Here is a 20,327-nt window from a genome sequence, read left to right on the forward strand (position 1 = left end):
TATCCCAGTGACGAGATTGTAGACTTATACAGCCATCGCTGGGAAATTGAATTAGGGTACCGAGAGATGAAGCAGACACTACTGAATAGTGAATACACGCTTCGGAGTAAGCGACCTGACATGGTTGAGCAAGAGTTATGGGGATTACTGCTGGCTTATAACTTGATACGAGTGGCGATGACTGAAGCTGCACGACGTAAAGGCATCTGGCCTAATCAGCTAAGCTTCAGCGGGTGTTCTAGCGCCGTGGTTGCATTCCTTCTTACTACAGGGCTTACAAGCCCAGGGAAGCTGCCCGTGTTGTACGAAAACCTTATCAATCAGCTGACTTACTACGAGCTACCGTCACGGCGAGAGGACAGATTATATCCACGATGTGTTAAATCTAAACCGAGTAAGCACCCAGCTAAAAAGAAAAATGCCAGTCAGCTTAACTGACTGACATTAGGCCAGAGGCCCCTTTTGACGTTAAGTGTAACTAAATGCTTAGTTCATTGCAGTTTTTGTCACTACACGTAAATCACTTTTCACGTCTTTAACGTCTGATGCATTTTTAGCGATCTCCACCGCTAAATCTCTTTCAGCGTCAGAATCAACTTTACCTGTCAGCATTACCACACCGTTTTCTACGTCTACATCAATGTCAAAACCAGAGATGTCGGTGTCCATAAGCAATCGCGTTTTCACTACTGTCGCAATTTTAGCGTCAGTAAGCTCGCTAGTGCCTTCATCTGCGGCATCTTCCATATCATCTGACATGTCAGAGTCCATATCGTTGTCAGCAACAATCGTTAACTTGTTATCGACTGAAACTACACCGTCAATATTCGCTACTAGCTCTTCAGCCAGCTTTTTATCAACAGAGTTTTCTACTTTACCCGTCAGAATAACCTTACCGTTTTTAACGTCTGTATTGATGTCGAACGAATCAAGGTTGCCATTGAACAGCAGTGTAGCCTCGGCTTTACCGTCAATCCATGCGTCTTTGGCAGCTTTTTCCCATTTGTTGTCAGTGTCCATATCACCTGCGTATGCAGCTGTAGTCAGTGTTGTAGCAACAATCATAGAAATTAGTGAACGTTTCATAACATTTCTCCTTTGTCGAAACTCGCTCAACTAGATGCCAAAACCTTGCCAACAAACTAACCCTATGATTTAACTGAAATTAGCTAAAATTAATTAGTAAATATCAGTACTCCTTTTGCAAACTTTGCCTTTATTTGAGAATTTTTTACTTGATAGCTCAGCTGTTATTTTATGCCACAATTTCGGTACTACTTCGTCATGACACCTAGACAATATGTCAATGAAAGATCAGGTTTAAACTGATTCGGTATCACTGCCGTACTAGCTTATTATTAAATTTAATTTACTTTCTTGCTGTTAGCTCGAGTAAGCGATAGAGATCTAACTCCCTTGCAAATGGAAACTCAGGATATTGTTGATATGGACTCTGTTTTAAACGTTGCTTCGATGTTTTTTATAATTATAAGCTTCGCACCGTTACTTCCTTCATCGCACTGGCTTGTTAGAGTTTGGGAGTTTCCACGCTTGCAGATCGCCATAATGCAATTTGCCTTACTTTCCTGGCACTGTTTTAATTTATTCTCTAATGAAGAGGTAAGCGTAGCTAGTGCGATTCTTGTTATTGGACTTATCATTAGCTTCACATATCAACTCATTTGGATTATTCCATACACATTTCTGTATAAGCGTGAAGTTAGCAGAGTTGAGAAAAGCCAAGCGAACGATACGTTAAGTGTGCTTTCTAGCAATGTCTATATGCCGAATCGCGACTATAGGAAGTTAATTAATCACGTGAGAAACAAACAACCCGACTTTCTAGTTACACTGGAGTCTAACGAAAAGTGGCAACAGGGTATTAGCGAGATAGAGTCTGAATATCCATATCGTAAATTCTGCCCCTTAGAAAACCTGTATGGTATGCACTTGTACAGCAAAATACCGTTCGAAGAAGTGTCGCTGCGATTTTTAATTGAGGATGATGTTCCGTCTATTAAAGTAAAAATAAACCACCGAAACAAAGAAGCAACGCTTTATTTCCTGCACCCAAAACCACCAAGCCCTACTGAAAATACCTACGCAAAACCTCGAGATATTGAATTGACGGTTGTTGGTGAGGAAATTGCGGAAACCTCAGGCCCAATAATTGTGGCGGGTGACCTAAATGATGTAGCGTGGTCTCCCACGACAAGGAAATTTAAAAAAATCAGTAATCTCTTAGATCCAAGAGAGGGGCGTGGCTTTTTTAATACATTCCACGCGAAATACCCATTAGTAAAATGGCCTTTAGACCATGTATTTCACTCTAAGCACTTTTCATTAGTACATATTGAAAAGCTAGAAAGCATAGGCTCTGACCATTACCCTCTATATACTGAATTAGCGTTTACTGAAGACAACAATTAAGCGTTAACTGAAAAATAATAAATACACGCTTAGTGTGAACTTCTATGCTTAACGCACCACATCACACTTTCACAGGCTTCTTCTCGCTTTTTGAAGTGGGCAAGACCAATTAATTTATTGTCTCGAGGCCATACTGCTTGATTTAGCACCTTCTGATCTTCTTTTGAAAGTTTGTCGCTATCAAGCACTATTTCAATTGCTTTTTTGTTGGGCTTAATTAATGTCGGTTTAGCTGTTTGTACTAAATCTGAATTAACACAAATATATTCTCGTTTCACAGGGTCTCGTACAACGCCAATATAGTCTTTATCACAAATTATCGCTGGCCAGCCTTCTGAAATTCGGCTTTGCCCAAACATTAAAAGTGTAAATGCCACCAGCACAAATAGCGTAAGTCCTATAAACTGTGCGCTCAAATCAGGTGCAACGCTAACAATAACACCAACCACAGCAGCGAAAAATATCCAGCCTCCAAAGACTCGTCGCATTGCATTTGGAGAAATACCCGATATCACATCAACGACTTGAAGCGATTGCTTGTCGTAATGCTTAATAATTACAGAAGAATGTGAATCCACAGCCATTGCCCACCAAAAAAACAAATACAAAATTAATACGTTTCAAGTAAGGCTGAAGATTTACCTACACTCAGTCAGAAAAAAACGGTCACAGATTTGGGAAAGTCTTATTCACAAAAAACGTGTTTTCTAATAAATACAGGATTAGGCAAACTATTGAATTGTAATGCTTAAACCTAGAATTTAAGAATATCAAAATTTGCATAGTGGGCAAAGCAGAAACGCGCAGGCTACTCGAGTAAATCAACGTTGCGGTAATGCAAACCATAGTTTGTAAATATTTCCTTCCTTGATTAAGGCTTTCACCTTTTTACAACTACGGCATCTCGCCTTTCCTTTGACAACCTAAAAAGGCAAATAAAAACAAAAGTTTAAAATAATGGCTTAGCCTTTGCTTACTGAAAGTAAAAGATGCAATAAGTCTGTACGGTATTGCAACGGCGATGCAAAGAGGGAGGAAGAGTATGCGTTCACCATTAAGTGCAGTAACTATTGTAAAAACCAAAACTGAGAAGCTTTGCAATCTAATCAATCAGTTAGAGGAATGCTCTGCGACTCCTGACGAATTGATAATAGTTTGGATGGCGCCGCCTTCGGACCTGTCGCTTATTAAGAGTGGCAAGTTTGACGTTGTTCACAAATTTGCTACGCAGGAGGCACTGCCAATTGCCAAAGCAAGAAATAAAGGGATGCAGGCTGCCAAGCACGTAAATTTAGTTTATTTAAATGTTGATGCAGTTGTTTCACCTGCATTGTTTAAAGACGGTTTACTTGCACTTCAGGATAATACCGTCTTGTACACCTCGGTGGTTTTTTTGCCCAGCGAACGATGTAATAAGCCGTTTTTACAGATTTTAAAAGACGAACAAACATTAGGTTGTACAGCAAGTAACGACGATTCGGTAGCTGCCAACGACAGCAATGAGACCATTTCAGGAAAACAGGAAAAAAATCATGGAAAGTTTAGTGACGATAGCGTTTGTTCTACAGTGTTTTTTATTCGTAAGGCAGACTTTCAACAAACCGGCGGTTTCGATGAAGGCTACGAAGGCTTCGGATTAAACGACGAAGACTTTTTTACAAATTGCCGCGCGTTAGGTTTTTCTCTAGAGCAATTGCCAATTCGTACATTCGCTCCTCATCGACCTGATAATTACTGCCCAATTAATCACTTATTAGACTTTGTGCAAAACGCACAACGATTTCATTCCAAATGGGGGTTTTACCCTTGTATTAGCGTGCTTGAACGGTATGCTGAAAAGGGCTACATCAATGCCAACTTTAAAGACTGCGGTATTAAAATAAAACAGCTGCCTCAAAAAGACGAGGAAAGTAGTGAGGACCCCACCCCAAAAGCTGAATTAATGCCAAATACATCAGCATCGTCTGTGGGCGAAAAAACGTTCACGTCTTTTCACTCACCTGGAAAGAATTTGAATGTGTTGAGCACTACCGCATAATTGTTATCGAGTAGCTTTATTATCTAAGGCGTGTGGTGATGAGTTTTAACAACAGCGTAATAGCTCGCAAGCACCTTTTTACTTGCGAGCCACATAACATATTCTAAGACAACACTATCGTTTTTCAGCAATAGCGCGCGGCGTTTCTTTTTGCCAATTCAATCGCATATCCCAGGTAAACCTATGCTCTGGCTTTAGCGGCGGCTGGTCAACATCAACTGTGCTAAGCACATTTGATGCTTCGGTAAGCGTGGCATCTCGACCGAATAAATAGCTTTGCTCTTTAACAATGGTTAGATACGCTTTGTTAAGCGCTAAAGCCCGTTCTGGCGATGGTGTAATGATGTCGTAAACGGACGTGGCGCGTACCACATCCTCTGCTTTCACCATTCCCTTTTCATCGAACCACTTAGCCAGCATTTCTCCATTTTGACGAAACTCATCGCCGCCACCAACGCGCTCCATATAGGTGAGAAACTCGCCTTTTTCTTCGTTGATGTTTGGCACATCTTCAATATTGCGCAAGTTGATGTAACCCCACCCTTCTTCACCCGGCACCTTACGCGCAAACGAGAATGTTTGGTCGAATGTTGAACCTACAGTTTTGTGACAGCCGTTACAAAAGGCCAGTTCTTGATCGTGCTGGGCACGAAGTTCGCCCTTATCGTCTTCAATATAACCATTGATGGTCCAGCCAAATCCGTTGTCTATGCCCTTTTCACCCAAATACCGTGTTTGGGGTAATTTCTCAAAGTGCTTATCCTTGGCTTCAGCATAATAAGCAGACGCCAAGCTTTCTCGGCTTCTAAACCTATGCTTTTTCATGTAACGCACTTCTTTCATTCGTGGTGCATTGTAAATATTGCCGCTGTCGTCTACTCCGATGTACCGCACGGTATGTAGAAACTCTGTCCCTTCAGGGTAAAGCATATGAGCAAGAGGGATGGCTTTCGCATCGCCAACGTAATGCGTAGCGCGGGCAATTTCCGTCACACCCTCAGATAGCTTTCCATCCTTGTTTACATCCAGATTTAACGCAATTTCATTAACTGGTGAAATGCGTAGTGTATCTAGCTCTTTAAGTGCCATCTCAACCAAGCTTAGGTTTAATGTGTAAACAGCCTTATTGTATTTTCCGTTAAGACTCTGAAATGCTTCGGGCAGCCTTATCATGGCGTCTCCGGTAGAGCCATTAGTGGGCCAGAATGTACTAGGGAAAGGCTTGTAGTTGTACGACACCCATCCGCTGCCATCTTTGGCAAAGCCCGAGTTATCGAAGGCTTTTTCGGCGGCACTTAAATGCTTAATACGCATGTAATCAGGCATTACTTCACTATCTAGTGATGCCGTGTAGTTGTCTTGTTCCACATATTTTTTAATCGTGGCGTCGTCAATGCTAGCAATCAGCGATGTACGGTCAATAAACAAGTTTTTCCAACTATTGGTCATCCCCACATCTGAAAATTCGTAGTTGCCCTGTAACGTACCATCGCCCATTTGATTTGGGCGCTTTTCCACAGCGTCGTAGCTTTGATGGCATGCATAACAGGGGTTATTCACCCCTTCAGTTTTTGTGTAACACTGAGGAGGAATGACCGACTCTGGATTGTACACTTCATTGTGCTCAATATAAGCGAGCGCAGGAATGTCATCACCTTCGCTGTACGGATAAGCATGGGCCTGCTTACCATATTGATGATGAGCCGTTTGGGCCCCCGTATCTACAGCGCCATCTTTTTTACTATCAGATAATTCGTTTAATTGAGTGCTAGTGCTTTCAGTGCAGCCTGCACTAATAAGTAGCGAAAGCAGAAGGCCTACACTTGAAGTTTTTAACATTTTCATAATCGTCACAACGGAAAAAATCCGGGTACGACAGTACCCGGAATATTTTAATTAAAGAGAAAACTTACTTATCTGCTGGTTCATACATCCACAGTGTATTGTTTTCTTGAAAACCGTCTTCACCGATAAGAATACGGCCGTCGTTCATTACAATCACGTTGTCAGGTTGTGAAAGCTGCTCCACGTCACAACGCTCAGCACCGGTGAGACTCGAACGATACGTGCCACCCATTACTACAGGCTCTATGCGAGAAATGTTGTAGCCGTCTTCCAGCTTAGCGCGGTAAACACCGCCACAATCTTTAACACGCGCCGAAAGCTGCATGTCGCCCTCGCCATCGACCATTGTGTTATCGATGTCTGCAATGCCAATATAAAGATACGCATTTTGAACAACTTCACCTTCAATGGTATCAACGCCTTCAACAGCTTCTTTTGCACGCTTTTGGTTAATAGAGATACCCTCAAGCTTTCTCCACTCGGCCGTTGCTCCTTTGAGGCGCGCAGCCGCACGGCTTTCTAAAAATGCAACGCGATCATCCATTGGCTCGCCTGCGGTCACACTTGAGCCGCCCTCTTCTACCGTTGGGTAAATGGCATCACCATCTGCCCACGCTCGTACGTCAGCCATGGTTATGTAAGAGCTTTGGCCATCTATATAGTCATCAGTGCCAATGCCGTTGTATTCGTCAATCCATGCGCGAATGGTTAAGTTGTCGCCGCTTGCTAGTTCAACCCACTCTACAGCAAAACCTGTTGTTGCTGGGTCGTTTTGCCCTGCATCTTGAGTAAGTTTTGCGCCGTAAAGGGTTCCTGCTGATAAATCTTCAGCGGCGTCTGCAACAAACTTAAATAGCACACCTCCCGTGTCATCTTGTGAAAGGTACACGGTTTTGCCATCTGGCATTACTGTCGAGTTTTCGTGCTCATAGCGACCCATTGTGAAATGCTTGACGATAACTGGCTCGTCGGCAAGTGGCTCGGTGACCTCGGCGATGTAGCCATAGTTGTAAGGGTTAGGCGCGTCGGGCGCTGTCATTTGCCACATGCGGCCTAACCGTGCTTCGGTCGAAACGGCTTCTGGATTGTTCCACATTGGTGAAGTTGTTGTGTCGACTGAAGAATTTACAACCCACTCTTCAGAGGTCAACGGTGTGCCCCAAGGCGACATTGAACCAAAGCAGTTCGCTGCCGTTCCCCATACAGGTGAGAAGTCTAGCATCATTGCTTCGGTAACTTCCCACATGCCAAATTCATCTTTTTCTACTTTCATGCGGCTCATACCACCAGGCAACTCTTCCCAATTAGAGAAAAGATAACCCTCGCCTTCCGCTGTGGAAATAAAGCCATTGAAGTCAGGCATGTCGTTTTCAAGCACTAACTCCTCGCCGTCAAGCGTATAAATATGCCCCAGACCTTCTGGCAAATCTGTGCCAAAGGTATCGCCTGTTTGACCAAGCACTTGGTATTGGCCAATTGCAGATACAACCAATTCTTTTTCTTCGTCTGAAGTTGGAACCGGAGAGTTCGGCAATGTGACGGGCAAGTTGTTGAAGTTAGCCCCGGCCAGTACGCCTACTGTGCCCGTGTTGATAGGCATGTCATTCACACTGTTTGTTGCTGCGTTTGTGCCCGATGGATGCTGAACGTTGAAGAATAAATCGCCTTCATCAGTAAGGAAAATACCGGTTACTTCTGCACCAAGCGGAACCGTGGCAATACGGGTAAGTTTGCCAGTGTTATCGCCTTGAGGCCCTTGTTCGCCTACTGGGCCTTGTTCACCTGTTGGGCCTTGTTCACCTGTTGGGCCTTGAACGCCATCTTCACCGTCATCGCCCTCAAGTGAACAGGCTGATATACCAAGTGTTACCGCTAATGCAATTGCTGAATACTTTATCCTGCGAACAGTTGCGCTTTTCATTATAATTCCTTGCTTATACTTGTTTTCTGATTTGAGTAGAGAACAGGGGAATGCATTTCCCCAATAAAAGTGGTCTTAGCGGGCAAAAATTCTGGAGGACATTTGTGACAACGCAGTGACAGAGAGTTGACACAACAATGAAGTTTTATTGACACAAAAATAGAAAAAAATGAAAGTGAATAGATTCAACACACCATATTTAATCTTTCGACGCATTGCGTAACCTTTTGGTATCTATTATCTTTTATTAATCATTGAGCTAATTTCAACTTTATGTCTATTCGTGTTCGTTATATCGCTGCATTAATATTAACTGCGACACTTATCACGCTATCTTTCATCGTTTTATACGAGTTAATTAGCCACCAAAAACAAGACGCTGAAATTGTTAATATAGCGGGGCAACAGCGCATGCTTTCTCAGCGTATAGCGTTATTGGTGTCCACGTCTAAAGTCTGCAAGAACAGCGACGAACAGCGTTTCTTAGAGCAAGCGCTCTCTCGTTTTAAACAAAACCACCAGCAACTCGTGACGCTAGACAACCTCCCTTCAGCTATTTCGAATATCTATTTTAACGAAGGAAAGCTTGATGCGAGGGTGAATCAATATATCACCACAGCGGAACAAATATTAACGCAAGGTCAATGTCTATCACCTTCCCCCATTGATATCCATGAACTGACTAAATTGCTGCAACAGTTAGACAACGTTGTGGACATTTTTGAACAAGACGCAACACAGCGCATAAGCTTGGTATTATCTATTGAAGTTTACTTGTGGATTGCCACGCTCTTGCTTCTAGGCATCGAGGCTGCATTCATATTTTCGCCCATGGAACGCGCGGTCAAGCGCGCGTTTGCCAAGCTTACCAACTTAAAAGAGCAAGCGGAGCTTGCAGCACAACAGGCACGAAAAGCCAGCAAGGCCAAATCTGAATTTCTTTCCAGCATGAGCCACGAGCTTCGCACGCCAATGAATGGCCTATTTGGAATGATTGAATTGGCTATCGATAACCCCGAAAAGAGCAATATTTACCTTAAGAAAGCGAAAGCGGCTGGACGTCAATTACTGGTTTTGATCAACGACATACTTGATATTTCAAAAATTGAAGCTGGAAAAATTAAAATTGAACAGGCACCGGTAGATTTACTTCAAGTACTGGACGACGTCGTGTCGTTGCAAAGGGTTTACTGCCAACGCAAAGGTTTAGCGTTTGATTACGTTAAAGACCCCCACTTACCTCATGTTATTAAAGGTGACATTACCCGTATCTCTCAGATTCTTCACAACCTTTTAAGCAATGCTATTAAATTCACTGAAAAAGGCTCGGTAACGCTGAAGGTAAGGTACACAAAGCATGCCAATGGCAATGCATTAACGTTTGATGTCATAGATACCGGAATAGGGATTGACGAATCTAAACTTGAGAACATTTTTCAAAAGTTTGAGCAAGCAGACCAATCAACCACAAGGGAATACGGCGGCACTGGGCTGGGTTTAAGTATAGCCAAGCAACTTGCCAAGCTTATGCAAGGTGACATCACGGTGACTTCTGCAAAAGGTCAAGGCAGCACTTTTAGCTTTACAATGGCTGCAGATGAGTCACAACTGCCCGACATTAACGTGGCGCCCAGTGCGAACTTACGCTGCGCCATTGTTGACGACCTTCAAACAAGCAGAGAGTACTTTGAGCATGTCGTGACCTCTATGTCGATTATTCCAAAAAGCTACGAAAGTGCTAAAGCATACCTCAATGATACGCCACTGGAGTTTGACGTAATTATTCTCGATTTATCTATGCCAGAAATGAGTGGTGTAGATCTACTAGAAAGATTAAAAGCCCTAAAGCCAGAAAAATTTCCGAAAGTTATTTTAATATCGGCTGAGTTAGAACGCTTAGATGACGAAAAAGACGTGTCTGATCTTATATGGCGAACTCATGCCAAACCTATTAACCGTAGAGAACTCGAGCACGAGTTAAGTAAACTAATTGAAATTGAACCTGTTTCTGGTAAAGACGTTCAGGATCGCAATAAGAAAAAGCGCATTTTGCTGGCTGAAGATAACGAGATAAATGCAGAGATAGTAAAAACTATCTTACAATCAGAAGGCTATAAGTTCTTACATGTGAAAAATGGTAAAGACGCAGTGGAGGTTAGTAAGCGCCATAGCTTCGACCTTATATTAATGGACTGCAACATGCCTGTGATGGGTGGCATTGAAGCTTCTATCATTTTGCGCGAAGCGCTTAATGTTAAAACCCCCATCGTAGCGCTAACTGCAAATGCTTTCGCCGAAGATAAAGAAGAATGTTTGGCCGCAGGTATGACAGACTTTATGTCTAAGCCGCTAGATAAAGACACATTACTTCTTTGTATTAAGAAGTATTTGGGCTTCTAGTACCTTAAAAGTATATTGAGTGCTAATGCTAGCACTCAATATATGAATACTAGAGGTGCTCTTACCCTAAACAGTAAACGGCTGTTGCTCGGCAACATAACCGGGTGCAATTGCAAGGTTATCTGTATTGGCAAGGCTTTGCTGATTTCGTAGCCACAGCTGATACTCTCCGGTGCGTAAACTAGCATGCTTAGTACAATCAACGTTCCATCGTCTTAACAGATATCCGGCCATTGCGGCACGTACCTGAAGGGCTAACACTCCCTCTTCCATCGCATAATCAAGTTCAATTGCCGTCGGGAATTTAATGTTTTTCGGATGGGGTACAATTTCAAGTGGGATTAACCTTCCCCACTCCTCATCATTTTCAATGGATTCAAAGGCTTCAGGCTCCTCTTTCACCGTAACCTTACTAATTCTTGTAAGTACAAAATCTCGAAAACTCTGTGACTTTCTATCAAAAGCACGTACGTGCCAACGCTGACCGTTATCAACAATACTATGAGGCACCAACTCTCGTGCCCCACTGCCACTTGTTAATGAGGTATAGATGATACTCATCGCCTTTTTATTCACGATGGCCTGCACAACCTTAGCCACGACAAAAATATCAGGTACATTTAACGAGGATGCACTTTCAACGGGAAAGTGTATGTCTCCAATCGCATCAAAACCGTCTGATATATCGTTGGCAAGCTTTACCAGCGTGCGCCTTGCGTCGTGCTCGAAAACCGGGATAAAACTTTCCGTTTGAAAATAACGTTTCTCTCGTGGGTCGTAAACCAAGTTACCTGGCGCGAGTTCTTTGTATAAGGTGAAATCGCGAGAGCCAGCGGAAAGCCCTACTTCAAAGCGACTAATGAGATCTTGTCGATGAATGGCACCTTTAAACAACAGGCAAAAGTCGATGTACGCTAGTCGTTGGCGTTGAGAAAATGAAATGGTGTCTAACATAGTAAGCGCTAAAAATTTTCCTTTAGTGTGGTTCATTTTAAGCCACATGTAAATAGCGAAGAAACAAAAAAACCCAGCGATAAGCTGGGCTTGGCCTTCAAATTTAATGGTAATTAGCTGTTTGCGCGCTTACGTGTAAACATAACGCCAGCTAGCGCAAGAATGGAAAGCGCTAGCGTGGTTGGTGCTGAGACTTCGGCAATAGCGAATCTAGTGCTTTGCGTGCTAACATCTGGGACATTCCCGCCCAAACCGTCTGACAAGCTCGCAATAATATTTGAAAGCTCAACAACACCTGCACTTAATGCAACAAGCTCAAATGAAAACAACGACACCATGCCTCTCCCTTCTTGCGTGAATTTAGCGCCTGGAAAGAAAGGGTCCATTCGAGCCAAGAAAAACTCGACACCAGAAGCACTTACTGTGCTTGGGTTACTCGCCATGGTAAACGTTACTGACTGCGCCCCTAGAGACCCTAAATCTGTAATTGAAGCAGGGTCAAAACTAATTAATGGGTTATTCAGCATTAGAAGTATGTCGTAACCATAAAAATACGTTTGTATTCCGCTTTCAATCAAATTTTTCGCATTCACGGTAGCGGTCACGGTTTCACCCACGTTGTAAACGTCTTTATCTGTGGAAATTGAGATAATTGCTGCGTTTGCATTAAGCGTCGAAATCGTTAGTAAAAGTAAAAAGAATTTTTTCATTATTATAGTCCTAAATTAAATTGCACAGTTAGCGCGTGTACACATTGCCATAAGCGCTTGAATATCAAACAAACTGACTTGGCCATCGCCATTAAAATCGAAAGACTCGTCTGCTGCTTGACCAGATAAAAACAACTGATAGAACGCCAATACATCGTTGTAGTCAACGTCGTCGTCGCCATCTAAGTCGCCCACAATCACCGCCTCAGGGAAATTAAGCACAACAATTACTGGGTCGTGATCTGATGAGCGATAGGCATCTGCACCGTAGTAACTCGACAATTGAGTTTCTGTTTTAAACTCTACGTTATAGTCAAACACACGTGGCTCATCCGCATTGATATGCCATACGGTAGTGTCTACAACAAATTCAGTTAGCGCAGCACTTGAAAGCGCGTGGTCTAAGTAGCCAATCTCGCCACCAAAGCTGTAAGAGTAAGCATTTTCGCCATCGAAAAGGTTAACCAAGTTGCTATAACCTGCATCTTCAAGGGCTAAAATTGGCGACTCTTTCGCGTAAGCATTTAAGTCTCCCATTACCACTACGCGGTCAGATAACACGTCGCTGTTTTGTTCTACCAATGCAAGAAGTCCTTCTGCAGCTTGCGTGCGTAGCTCGTTCCAGCAGCCTTGCCCGTCGCCTAAATCAGCATTGTTACCTGTTGCACTGCCACAGCTACCTTTTGATTTAAAGTGGTTTACTGCTAGCGTAAATATTTCTCCATTACTATTTACACTAAAGCTTTGAAGCAGCGGCTGACGATTGCCAAAATCAAACGGTGCTTCTATTGATGTAACCGCTGGGCCTTGAAGCGACACGACCGCTGGCTTATAGATAATGCCAACGGCAATCGCGTCACCGCCAAGCATTGAGTCAAGCGCGACGTAGCTATACTCATTGCTACCTAGCTCAGCATTAACATCATCAACCAATGACGCAATGGCCGAATCTGAATCATATCCATCGTTCTCAATTTCCACTAAGCCAAGAACATCTGCATTCATCGCAACAATAGCGGCCGTTGTTTTCGCCTTTTGACGCGCGAATTCGATTTCAGAATCTGCACCGCGAGACGTTGGGAAATTTGGACCGTTGAAGTAGTTCAGTACGTTAAAGCTGGCTACTTTCACATCGCCAATTGCGTTTAGCTGAGGTGAAGCAGTTCTCGGATTGGTGCGTACAGTTTGAACGTCACCGATAGGGATAAGGTTGTAAGCACCAAAAGCGTAATGCATTACCCCTTCTAGATTTTCTACACTGTAGCCTAATCGAAGCGGGTTATTATGTGACAAGCCACCTACAGGGAACGCAAGGCCGTCCACATTTTGAGCGCTCGCCCCATCGTCTACTAACAAATAGTTACGCGCATTAGATTGCGCTAACGCTATGGCTTCATTAGAGCCAGCAACATACTGATTTGTTGGAATCATTAAGCGCTCAGACGAAACTTTAAACTGACCAAAACGCCCTAAGTTGTATATATCAGACACTTTTAGTGTTTGTTCGAATCCAACCTGCATGCCTTCAAACGCTTCTAGGTCTACAGCGTCGTCAAACGGCATGGCAAGTGTAGTTGATAAGATACTGTCGCCTGTGCCAATTACCTCGGCATTAGCGCTAAGCACAATTTCAGTAATACCGTTGTATTCAGCTACCGCGCCTGTTACACGCACCGCGTCACCAGCATTCGGGAACTCAGTGAATGTCGTAGAGTAAACAAAAACACCTTCAGATGTCTTAGTGTTGCCATCTGAGTCACTGGCTTCTTCTTGAACAAAGAACCCATTCATATCAGGAACAACCTTAGTTACCACAGCTTCAACAATGACATCAGTTCCTGCAAGAGGTGATGCCTCGCCTTCCCCCTGAATAGTACTAATTAATACAACTTCAGTTACCGGGTCTGTTGGGTCAGTTGGATCGGTAGGATCGGTCGGGTCAGTCGGCTCGCTAACAGAACCATTATGAGCGCCGAAATTACTCAAAGTATCTTTAGGGAAGCTATCCCACTCCTCTAGCGTGAATGCCGGGTTGCGATTAGGGTTGCCGCCGGTTACTGAGCTTTTACGAACCAAGGTAACGTCTTTACCCCAGTTAGATCTAACGCCGTAAGTACCTAATGCATCAACCACTTGCCCATTAAACACAAGCTCGATGTAGTCATCGCCGTTAAAATTCATAACAAAGCTGCTTAGTGTCGCGCCGTTGGTCAGCAATGGATCGGCGCTACCGTGCGCAAATGTGGCCACACCACCAGCAGGAATTGTACCTTCCAGAGTAAGTACTTTGCGATCAGCGTCTTGCGTATCGCCATTAGAAAGTAGCACCAGCTCGTAACCCGCTAAGCTAACTGGCTGTGTTGAGCTATTGAAAAGCTCAATGCCTTTATTGAAACCACCGCCTTCTACGTATTCTGAAATATAAACGCTATTGGTTGAAGGGCTTGTGTCTCCGCCAGTATCTCCACCTGTGTCTCCGCCAGTGTCGCCACCTGTATCACCACCTGTATCACCACCAGTGTCTCCTCCTGTATCGCCGCCTGTGCCGTCACAGCTGTCGTTAAAAATGAGTGAGGCTAGCTCAGGTTTGTCGATAAACGGATTACGGTTCCCCTGAAGTTCATAAACACGCTCATTACGGCGTTGCTCAAAATCATCAACTGGATCGCTTTCATGCCATTGCAGTAAAACACAAAGCTTACCAAATGCGGCTTCACTGGTAGATGTGAGTCGGTTAACCAATACTAAATCGTCTTCTGTATCACCTGTGGTGTTACCGTCGTATCTCACGTCCATATACATCATTGAACGGGCTACGTCGCCTTTCACTGCGTCGCGTGGCTCGAATGAATCACCATCAACACGGTTCGACGGTGCCTCAGCCAAGTCGCTATCGCTGATGTCAAAATCTAAGTTGCCACGAGAGCTATTTACAGATATGTCGGTTGGGCGTAGGTGTAGAATATCGCTGTATGCGGTAAGGCTTGAGCTAGAGAAACCGTGGCTTTTTGCCCAAACATGTTCACGATTCCAATTATCTGGATTCGTGCTTTGACTTCCACTGCCGTTAGTAAATTTTCCTTGCGAAATCCCTTTATAAAACAGCAAAACATTATCCGTGTTTGCAGGGTCTTCGTCGGTATATGTTAACGCGGTCCATGCTTCAGAGTAAGACAACGTGCGATGGCCATTTTCTATTATGTTATGCGCTGTTTCTTTTAACGTTTGCGGGCTTTCGTTATTTGCTATTGCTGCGTCTAGAGCAGCATAGTATTCAGCGCTATTATAGTCGGTTGCTAAGTTAACCGCCTGTAGGTCAGGACAATTGAAACACGCGCCGCTTAAGAAAAGCAATTCATTGGACGGCTCACCGCCGTTATCAGGGTTATCAATGCCGCCATTGTCGCCACCATCTGACGTGCCAGACGCACTTACAGAAATGCTGTCTAAATTAAGATATTCAGAACCAGAGTTATTGAGCATAGCCACTTTTAAAACTAGCGTGCTGCCGCCCGTGATGGTTTGCGTAACTACTGCGTTAGAAAAGTCATCATTTACCGTATTTGTGCTGCCCTCGGTTATTGTAATGAGTTCGAAAGCACCACCATCTACTGAATATAAAACATCAATGTAGTCTGCATTTTCGAACTTACCGCTTTCAGTTAACACGGCTTCAATAGTAATATCACCTTTCTCAGAGATATCGATTGATTCGCTTAACCAAACTGCCTCGCCATCCACATCTCGTGCCTGCATGGCGCCGTTATTCACTTTGAACCAGTCAGATGTAGCTGTTAGGCCAGCATTAGATACATCAATTGACCATCGCTCAACGCCGTCAACATTAACGTTAGTGCCAGCGTCAATTGGCCCCGTAGCACCTTTGTTTTGGAGTTCGCTTGCTTCAAAATCTTCTAACCAAATCGTTTCTGCCGCAACGTTAAAAGATACGGCACCTAGCGACAACGCGCCCGCCAACAACGCATTGACCACTTTAGCTGATTTCCTCAGCTGATACTTTTGTGTGTTACCCTCATTAATCATTTTGCTTTCCGCTTTTTTGTATAAGGAAGGTATAAATTCTTATACATACGTATATACAGCAAGCAGTTAACGAAAATAATAATATAAACGTCACACACTATAAAAATCATAAACTTAGCGATGTAAAATAAGTTTATTTGTTAATTAACTCTACTGAACTTTGGTACAGGGAAAGTTAATTTGTCATAAAAGCAAAATGTTTCAGATTTGACATATTTCAGTGGATAAATGTGGTGCAAGTGACAGCTTTATGCACAAAAAAAGAGCGCTGAACTAGCGCTCTATTAATTAGGTGAATAAAAGAAAAAGGCGCGATTAACGCGCCTTAAAGTAATTATTGCTGCTGATTTAGAAAACGGTCAAAGTCTTCCTGAAACGCAGATTTCAATCGCATACACTGCATAGACTCGTCTTGCATAATTTCGACGCCACGCGCCATACCTTGATGCTCTTCGTCAATGGGCGCATAGAATGCGTTCGCCATTTCAAGGTTTTTTGCTGAGCACGTTGTAGACACAAATTCAGGCATTCTGCTGACATGATAGTCTGGCATTTTCGCAAATAATGCGGTTTTATTCTGATCAAGCCATTCGTACAATAATGTGTGATCATCTAAGTTTCTCGCTACACGAACCACCATATACATAGTATTCGCTGGCGTGATGTCATCAGTTAGCGCTAAATCTAGCATTTTAAATACGGTTTCTTTACCATCAAAATGCATGGAATACACCAATGTGTTTTTCACATTAGGAAGCTCGGCATTTTTAAACGCCTCAACAATGGCGTTGAACCATTTTGCGTGCTCGCCTTTATCACTATTACGAGTTGCAACCTCAATCGCCGTACCTGCAATGCCAGAAGGCACAGAAGAGGTATCGGCAAGATATTGCTTTGCAATGTTAACGCTTTGCTCCGTAAGTTCTTTATTGATGGCATGTTTGCCTAATAAATCGTATAGCTGATTGCGCAAACGAATAACGTCAGCGTTATCGTGCTCGCTCTGACTAAGTGACAACTCGTTTAATAATGGCAAGTAAGTTAGCTGTAGCAATGATGCAAATTGAGCCTGATTGCTCTCATTTACTAGATAATCAAATTCCGCTAATACCGTCACAGCTGCGCGGATCACTTCTGGGTCATCATCTTTTGCCAAACGATTAAGTACGTTCATAACACTATCAATGCCCACTTCATCAGCATTTAACAGCGCTTGATAGTTGTACAATACGTTTTTCTTCTCTCGCTTATTTAATACGTCCAAGTTTTCCAATAACGCGTTAAGCTGGGCAGGTTCTATAGACCAGCGAAAATATCCTGTTGCATTGTCGTTCGGGTACACCCAGTCTGCTTCAGCCAATTGAGGTAAGGTGGTAACGTCTTTGTCTATGAATACCACGTCGTTACGAATTTTACCTTCCGTTTGATAAGTAAGCTTTAACGGAATTGCCCAAGTTTGATCTTCTACTGTTGCGCCAGCCAAGTGGAAACGAGACTGAGCAAGTTTTCCATCTTGAGAAATGTGGATAAGCGGATAGCCGGGTTGCTCCAAATACGCTTTCATCATGGCGCTTAGGTTAAAATCAGACACATTATCTAGTGCCTGCCACAAATCATCAGCAACGGTATTGCCCCACGCGTGTGTGTTCATATAGTTTCGAACCCCTTCGCGAAACTTTTCGGTGCCAATGAGCGACTCAATCATTTGAAGAATTGACTCGCCTTTTGAGTAGTTAAGACCCAAGCCATCCATGACATCAGGCTGGCTTTTCACTACTTTTTTCACAGGCTTAACCGTTGGACTTGCATCTGCGCTAAATGCACCTTCTTGAACAATGCGATCGGCGTATTTCAATTCTGGATAAAGGGTTTTCATAGTGTGACTAGCAGCCCATGAAGCAAAGGCCTCGTTAAGCCACAGGTCGTCCCACCATGCCATTGTTACAAGGTTGCCGAACCATTGGTGAGCAATCTCATGAGCAATAACATTTAATGGGCGCGAGCGCTCTGTCACACTAGGGTTATCATCAAGCAGTAATAAACTGTCGCGATATGTAATTAAACCAACATTTTCCATGGCACCATGGGTAAAGTTAGGTACCGCCACAAAGTCCATTTTTTTGTAAGGGTATTTAATACCAAAAAAGTCTTCCAATGAGGCAAGAATTTCTGGTGTGTGCTTAATAACAAACTTGGTTTTATCTACATAACCTTTAGGCACGTAAATTTTACCAGGCACAGATAAGCCCGTTATTTCAGTACTGTCGAACGGCCCTACTGTGTAAGCAATGAGGTATGTGGGCATTGGCTTGGTTTTTTCAAACACAACCGTTTTGATGCCGCCTTCAATTGTTAATTTCTCAACAGGGGTATTACTTACAATTTCTTGATGCTGTGGCGAGCTGATTGTCATTTGATACGGTATTTTGAAGTTCGGCTCGTCGAAACTTGGAAACGCTTTACGGGCGTGCATATCTTCAAACTGCGTAAAGATATAATTTGTTTCTTCAAAACGTGACAGGTACATTCCGTCAGAAGACGTATTTACTTTGCCTTCAAAGGTAATCTGTAATGTATATTTTCCTAGTGCAATGGCACTTTGTGACTCGCCCCAGTTAATGTCATATTCACCAATGGTTACCTGTAGGGGAATAACTGTATCTCCTGAAACCAGCTGGGCTGAAGTAACCGTCAAGTCTTGTTGATAAAAGCCCACTTTGTTCGTAGCCTTTTTAACTGCTATATCGATATTGGTTGTGCCGCTGTACGTAGGCTTGTCTGGGTCAATGTGAAGGTGAATCTTTTGGAATGTAGGCGCTATTGTTGAAGGTAAACGATACTCCACATCGGCAAGCATTTTTTTTGGTGGTAGTGGTCGTTCTAATGCTGATGCCTTGTGCGCTGGTTGCGCCAAAACTGATGTAGTTGATAGCGAGATCAGTGTTACAACACTTGCTATCACTCCAAACAGTGTAGATAGTTGTTTCATTATGGTTTATCCATGTTATGGGCCTCCCCGTTTTTCGACGAGAAACCCCTATATTCGTTCATATATAAGGATAATAATGAAAAGGAACCTAAGCAATCTAAAGCCCACCCGTTGCAGAATCAAATTGTTACCATTCATTTCATCGTCACTTTCCCACCTACAATTTTCAGGGCTGGCGTTCCTCGAATTAGCGTATCTCGCGCAAACTGACCTTGACATGATGGGCAAATGCCCTCTTTTTCTGTGTAATCCTCAACAATTCTTTCCTTGAAGCATTTTACTAAGGCTCCTTTCCCACCTTTGCGGTATTTGAACAATTGAAACTTACATTTCGCACAGTAAATTTGAACGGTTCTAACAGGGCCTTTTGCATTAGGTTTTGCCATAATTTCTCGTAAAATCATTTAAGTTAATTTTCAAACTCCACCTTTTGTCGAAATGCGACAAACCGTTAGTTTTGGTTATACTTGATGTAAGGTAGATTGCCGTTGGGCAATGAAACCCGTTCTTATTTATCAATCTCTACACGTTTAGCGCAAAGGTAATGAAGATGAAGATAGTTGCAGCACTGTGTTTTTTATTGTCCGCGCCGCTGTGCGCTGGCACAGCAGTTATAGTCAATGCCAATAACAATTCTGGTATAGACTTCGACACGGTGAAAAAAATCTATTTAGGTAAAGTAAAAGCCTTTCCAGACGGAAACCGGGTTATTCCACTGACCTTCGAACAAGGAAACGTTATCAGAGACGCGTTTAATATCAACGTGCTCGGAAAATCTGAGTCTCAGTACTCTGCGTTTTGGTCCAAGCTTGTTTTCACCGGAAGAGGTACACCGCCTAAAATGATAGCAACCGAAGATGAAATGTTAAGCTTAGTGGCAACTAACCCAAACACAATTGGCTTAATTGATGAAAGCAAAGTGAACAATACGGTGAAAGTCGTCGGCACTTTTTGATTGAGGTCTATTGCCAATGCGCAACGGCGCACACAAAAAGT

General features: G+C 43.2%; 14 protein-coding genes. 5 read left to right on the forward strand and 9 right to left on the reverse strand.

The genetic code is table 11. The features are described from left to right. Positions 1-438, forward strand: a 438-nt coding sequence (locus ACHUFN_RS19535; protein ID WP_394224411.1) for a transposase, incomplete at its 5' end; no start/stop codon positions are given. A 48-nt stretch (positions 439-486) separates the two neighbouring features. On the opposite strand, the gene ACHUFN_RS19540 is transcribed toward ACHUFN_RS19535, so the two are convergent. After that, the gene (locus tag ACHUFN_RS19540) at positions 487-1,086 is read right to left on the reverse strand and encodes a BON domain-containing protein (RefSeq protein WP_394224412.1); all 600 of its coding nucleotides are present in this window, start codon (positions 1,084-1,086) and stop codon (positions 487-489) included. Positions 1,087-1,446: 360 nt separating this feature from the next. On the opposite strand from ACHUFN_RS19540, the gene ACHUFN_RS19545 reads away from it, so the two are divergent. Continuing rightward, complete coding sequence (locus ACHUFN_RS19545) at positions 1,447-2,430, forward strand: endonuclease/exonuclease/phosphatase family protein (RefSeq protein ID WP_394224441.1); 984 nt, start codon at positions 1,447-1,449, stop codon at positions 2,428-2,430. A 29-nt stretch (positions 2,431-2,459) separates the two neighbouring features. Here the strand turns inward: ACHUFN_RS19545 and ACHUFN_RS19550 are convergent, their stop codons facing one another. Next, positions 2,460-3,008: a hypothetical protein gene (locus tag ACHUFN_RS19550; protein WP_394224413.1), complete on the reverse strand. Its 549-nt coding sequence runs from the start codon at positions 3,006-3,008 to the stop codon at positions 2,460-2,462. Positions 3,009-3,472: 464 nt separating this feature from the next. Between ACHUFN_RS19550 and ACHUFN_RS19555 the strand changes: the two genes are divergently transcribed. Then, positions 3,473-4,468: a glycosyltransferase family 2 protein gene (locus tag ACHUFN_RS19555; RefSeq protein WP_394224414.1), complete on the forward strand. Its 996-nt coding sequence runs from the start codon at positions 3,473-3,475 to the stop codon at positions 4,466-4,468. Positions 4,469-4,582: 114 nt separating this feature from the next. Here ACHUFN_RS19555 and ACHUFN_RS19560 read toward each other — a convergent pair whose 3' ends face one another. Both ACHUFN_RS19560 and ACHUFN_RS19565 read right to left on the reverse strand, forming a co-directional pair. Beyond that, positions 4,583-6,313, reverse strand: coding sequence for a hypothetical protein (locus ACHUFN_RS19560; RefSeq protein WP_394224415.1), 1,731 nt, complete (start codon positions 6,311-6,313; stop codon positions 4,583-4,585). A 64-nt stretch (positions 6,314-6,377) separates the two neighbouring features. Next, positions 6,378-8,234 (reverse strand): alkaline phosphatase PhoX, encoded by a 1,857-nt coding sequence (locus tag ACHUFN_RS19565; RefSeq protein WP_394224416.1) that lies wholly within the window; start codon positions 8,232-8,234, stop codon positions 6,378-6,380. A 273-nt stretch (positions 8,235-8,507) separates the two neighbouring features. On the opposite strand from ACHUFN_RS19565, the gene ACHUFN_RS19570 reads away from it, so the two are divergent. Further along, complete coding sequence (locus tag ACHUFN_RS19570) at positions 8,508-10,634, forward strand: response regulator (protein WP_394224417.1); 2,127 nt, start codon at positions 8,508-8,510, stop codon at positions 10,632-10,634. 66 nt (positions 10,635-10,700) lie between these two features. On the opposite strand, the gene ACHUFN_RS19575 is transcribed toward ACHUFN_RS19570, so the two are convergent. The 5 genes from ACHUFN_RS19575 to ACHUFN_RS19595 all read right to left on the reverse strand — a co-directional run bounded on the left by ACHUFN_RS19575 (position 10,701) and on the right by ACHUFN_RS19595 (position 19,717). Continuing rightward, entirely contained in the window at positions 10,701-11,588 is an 888-nt protein-coding gene (locus tag ACHUFN_RS19575) for a WYL domain-containing protein (protein ID WP_394224442.1), read from the reverse strand. A 113-nt stretch (positions 11,589-11,701) separates the two neighbouring features. Next, positions 11,702-12,298: a hypothetical protein gene (locus ACHUFN_RS19580; protein WP_394224418.1), complete on the reverse strand. Its 597-nt coding sequence runs from the start codon at positions 12,296-12,298 to the stop codon at positions 11,702-11,704. 15 nt (positions 12,299-12,313) lie between these two features. Beyond that, positions 12,314-16,342 (reverse strand): ExeM/NucH family extracellular endonuclease, encoded by a 4,029-nt coding sequence (locus ACHUFN_RS19585; RefSeq protein ID WP_394224419.1) that lies wholly within the window; start codon positions 16,340-16,342, stop codon positions 12,314-12,316. A 334-nt stretch (positions 16,343-16,676) separates the two neighbouring features. Then, positions 16,677-19,331: a M1 family metallopeptidase gene (locus ACHUFN_RS19590; protein WP_394224420.1), complete on the reverse strand. Its 2,655-nt coding sequence runs from the start codon at positions 19,329-19,331 to the stop codon at positions 16,677-16,679. A 134-nt stretch (positions 19,332-19,465) separates the two neighbouring features. Continuing rightward, the gene (locus tag ACHUFN_RS19595) at positions 19,466-19,717 is read right to left on the reverse strand and encodes a hypothetical protein (RefSeq protein ID WP_394224421.1); all 252 of its coding nucleotides are present in this window, start codon (positions 19,715-19,717) and stop codon (positions 19,466-19,468) included. 164 nt (positions 19,718-19,881) lie between these two features. Between ACHUFN_RS19595 and ACHUFN_RS19600 the strand changes: the two genes are divergently transcribed. Then, positions 19,882-20,286: a phosphate ABC transporter substrate-binding protein gene (locus ACHUFN_RS19600; protein WP_394224422.1), complete on the forward strand. Its 405-nt coding sequence runs from the start codon at positions 19,882-19,884 to the stop codon at positions 20,284-20,286. The last annotated feature ends 41 nt before the right edge of the window (positions 20,287-20,327 follow it).

Source organism: Alteromonas gracilis (assembly GCF_043642145.1).
Classification (GTDB): domain Bacteria; phylum Pseudomonadota; class Gammaproteobacteria; order Enterobacterales; family Alteromonadaceae; genus Alteromonas; species Alteromonas gracilis_B.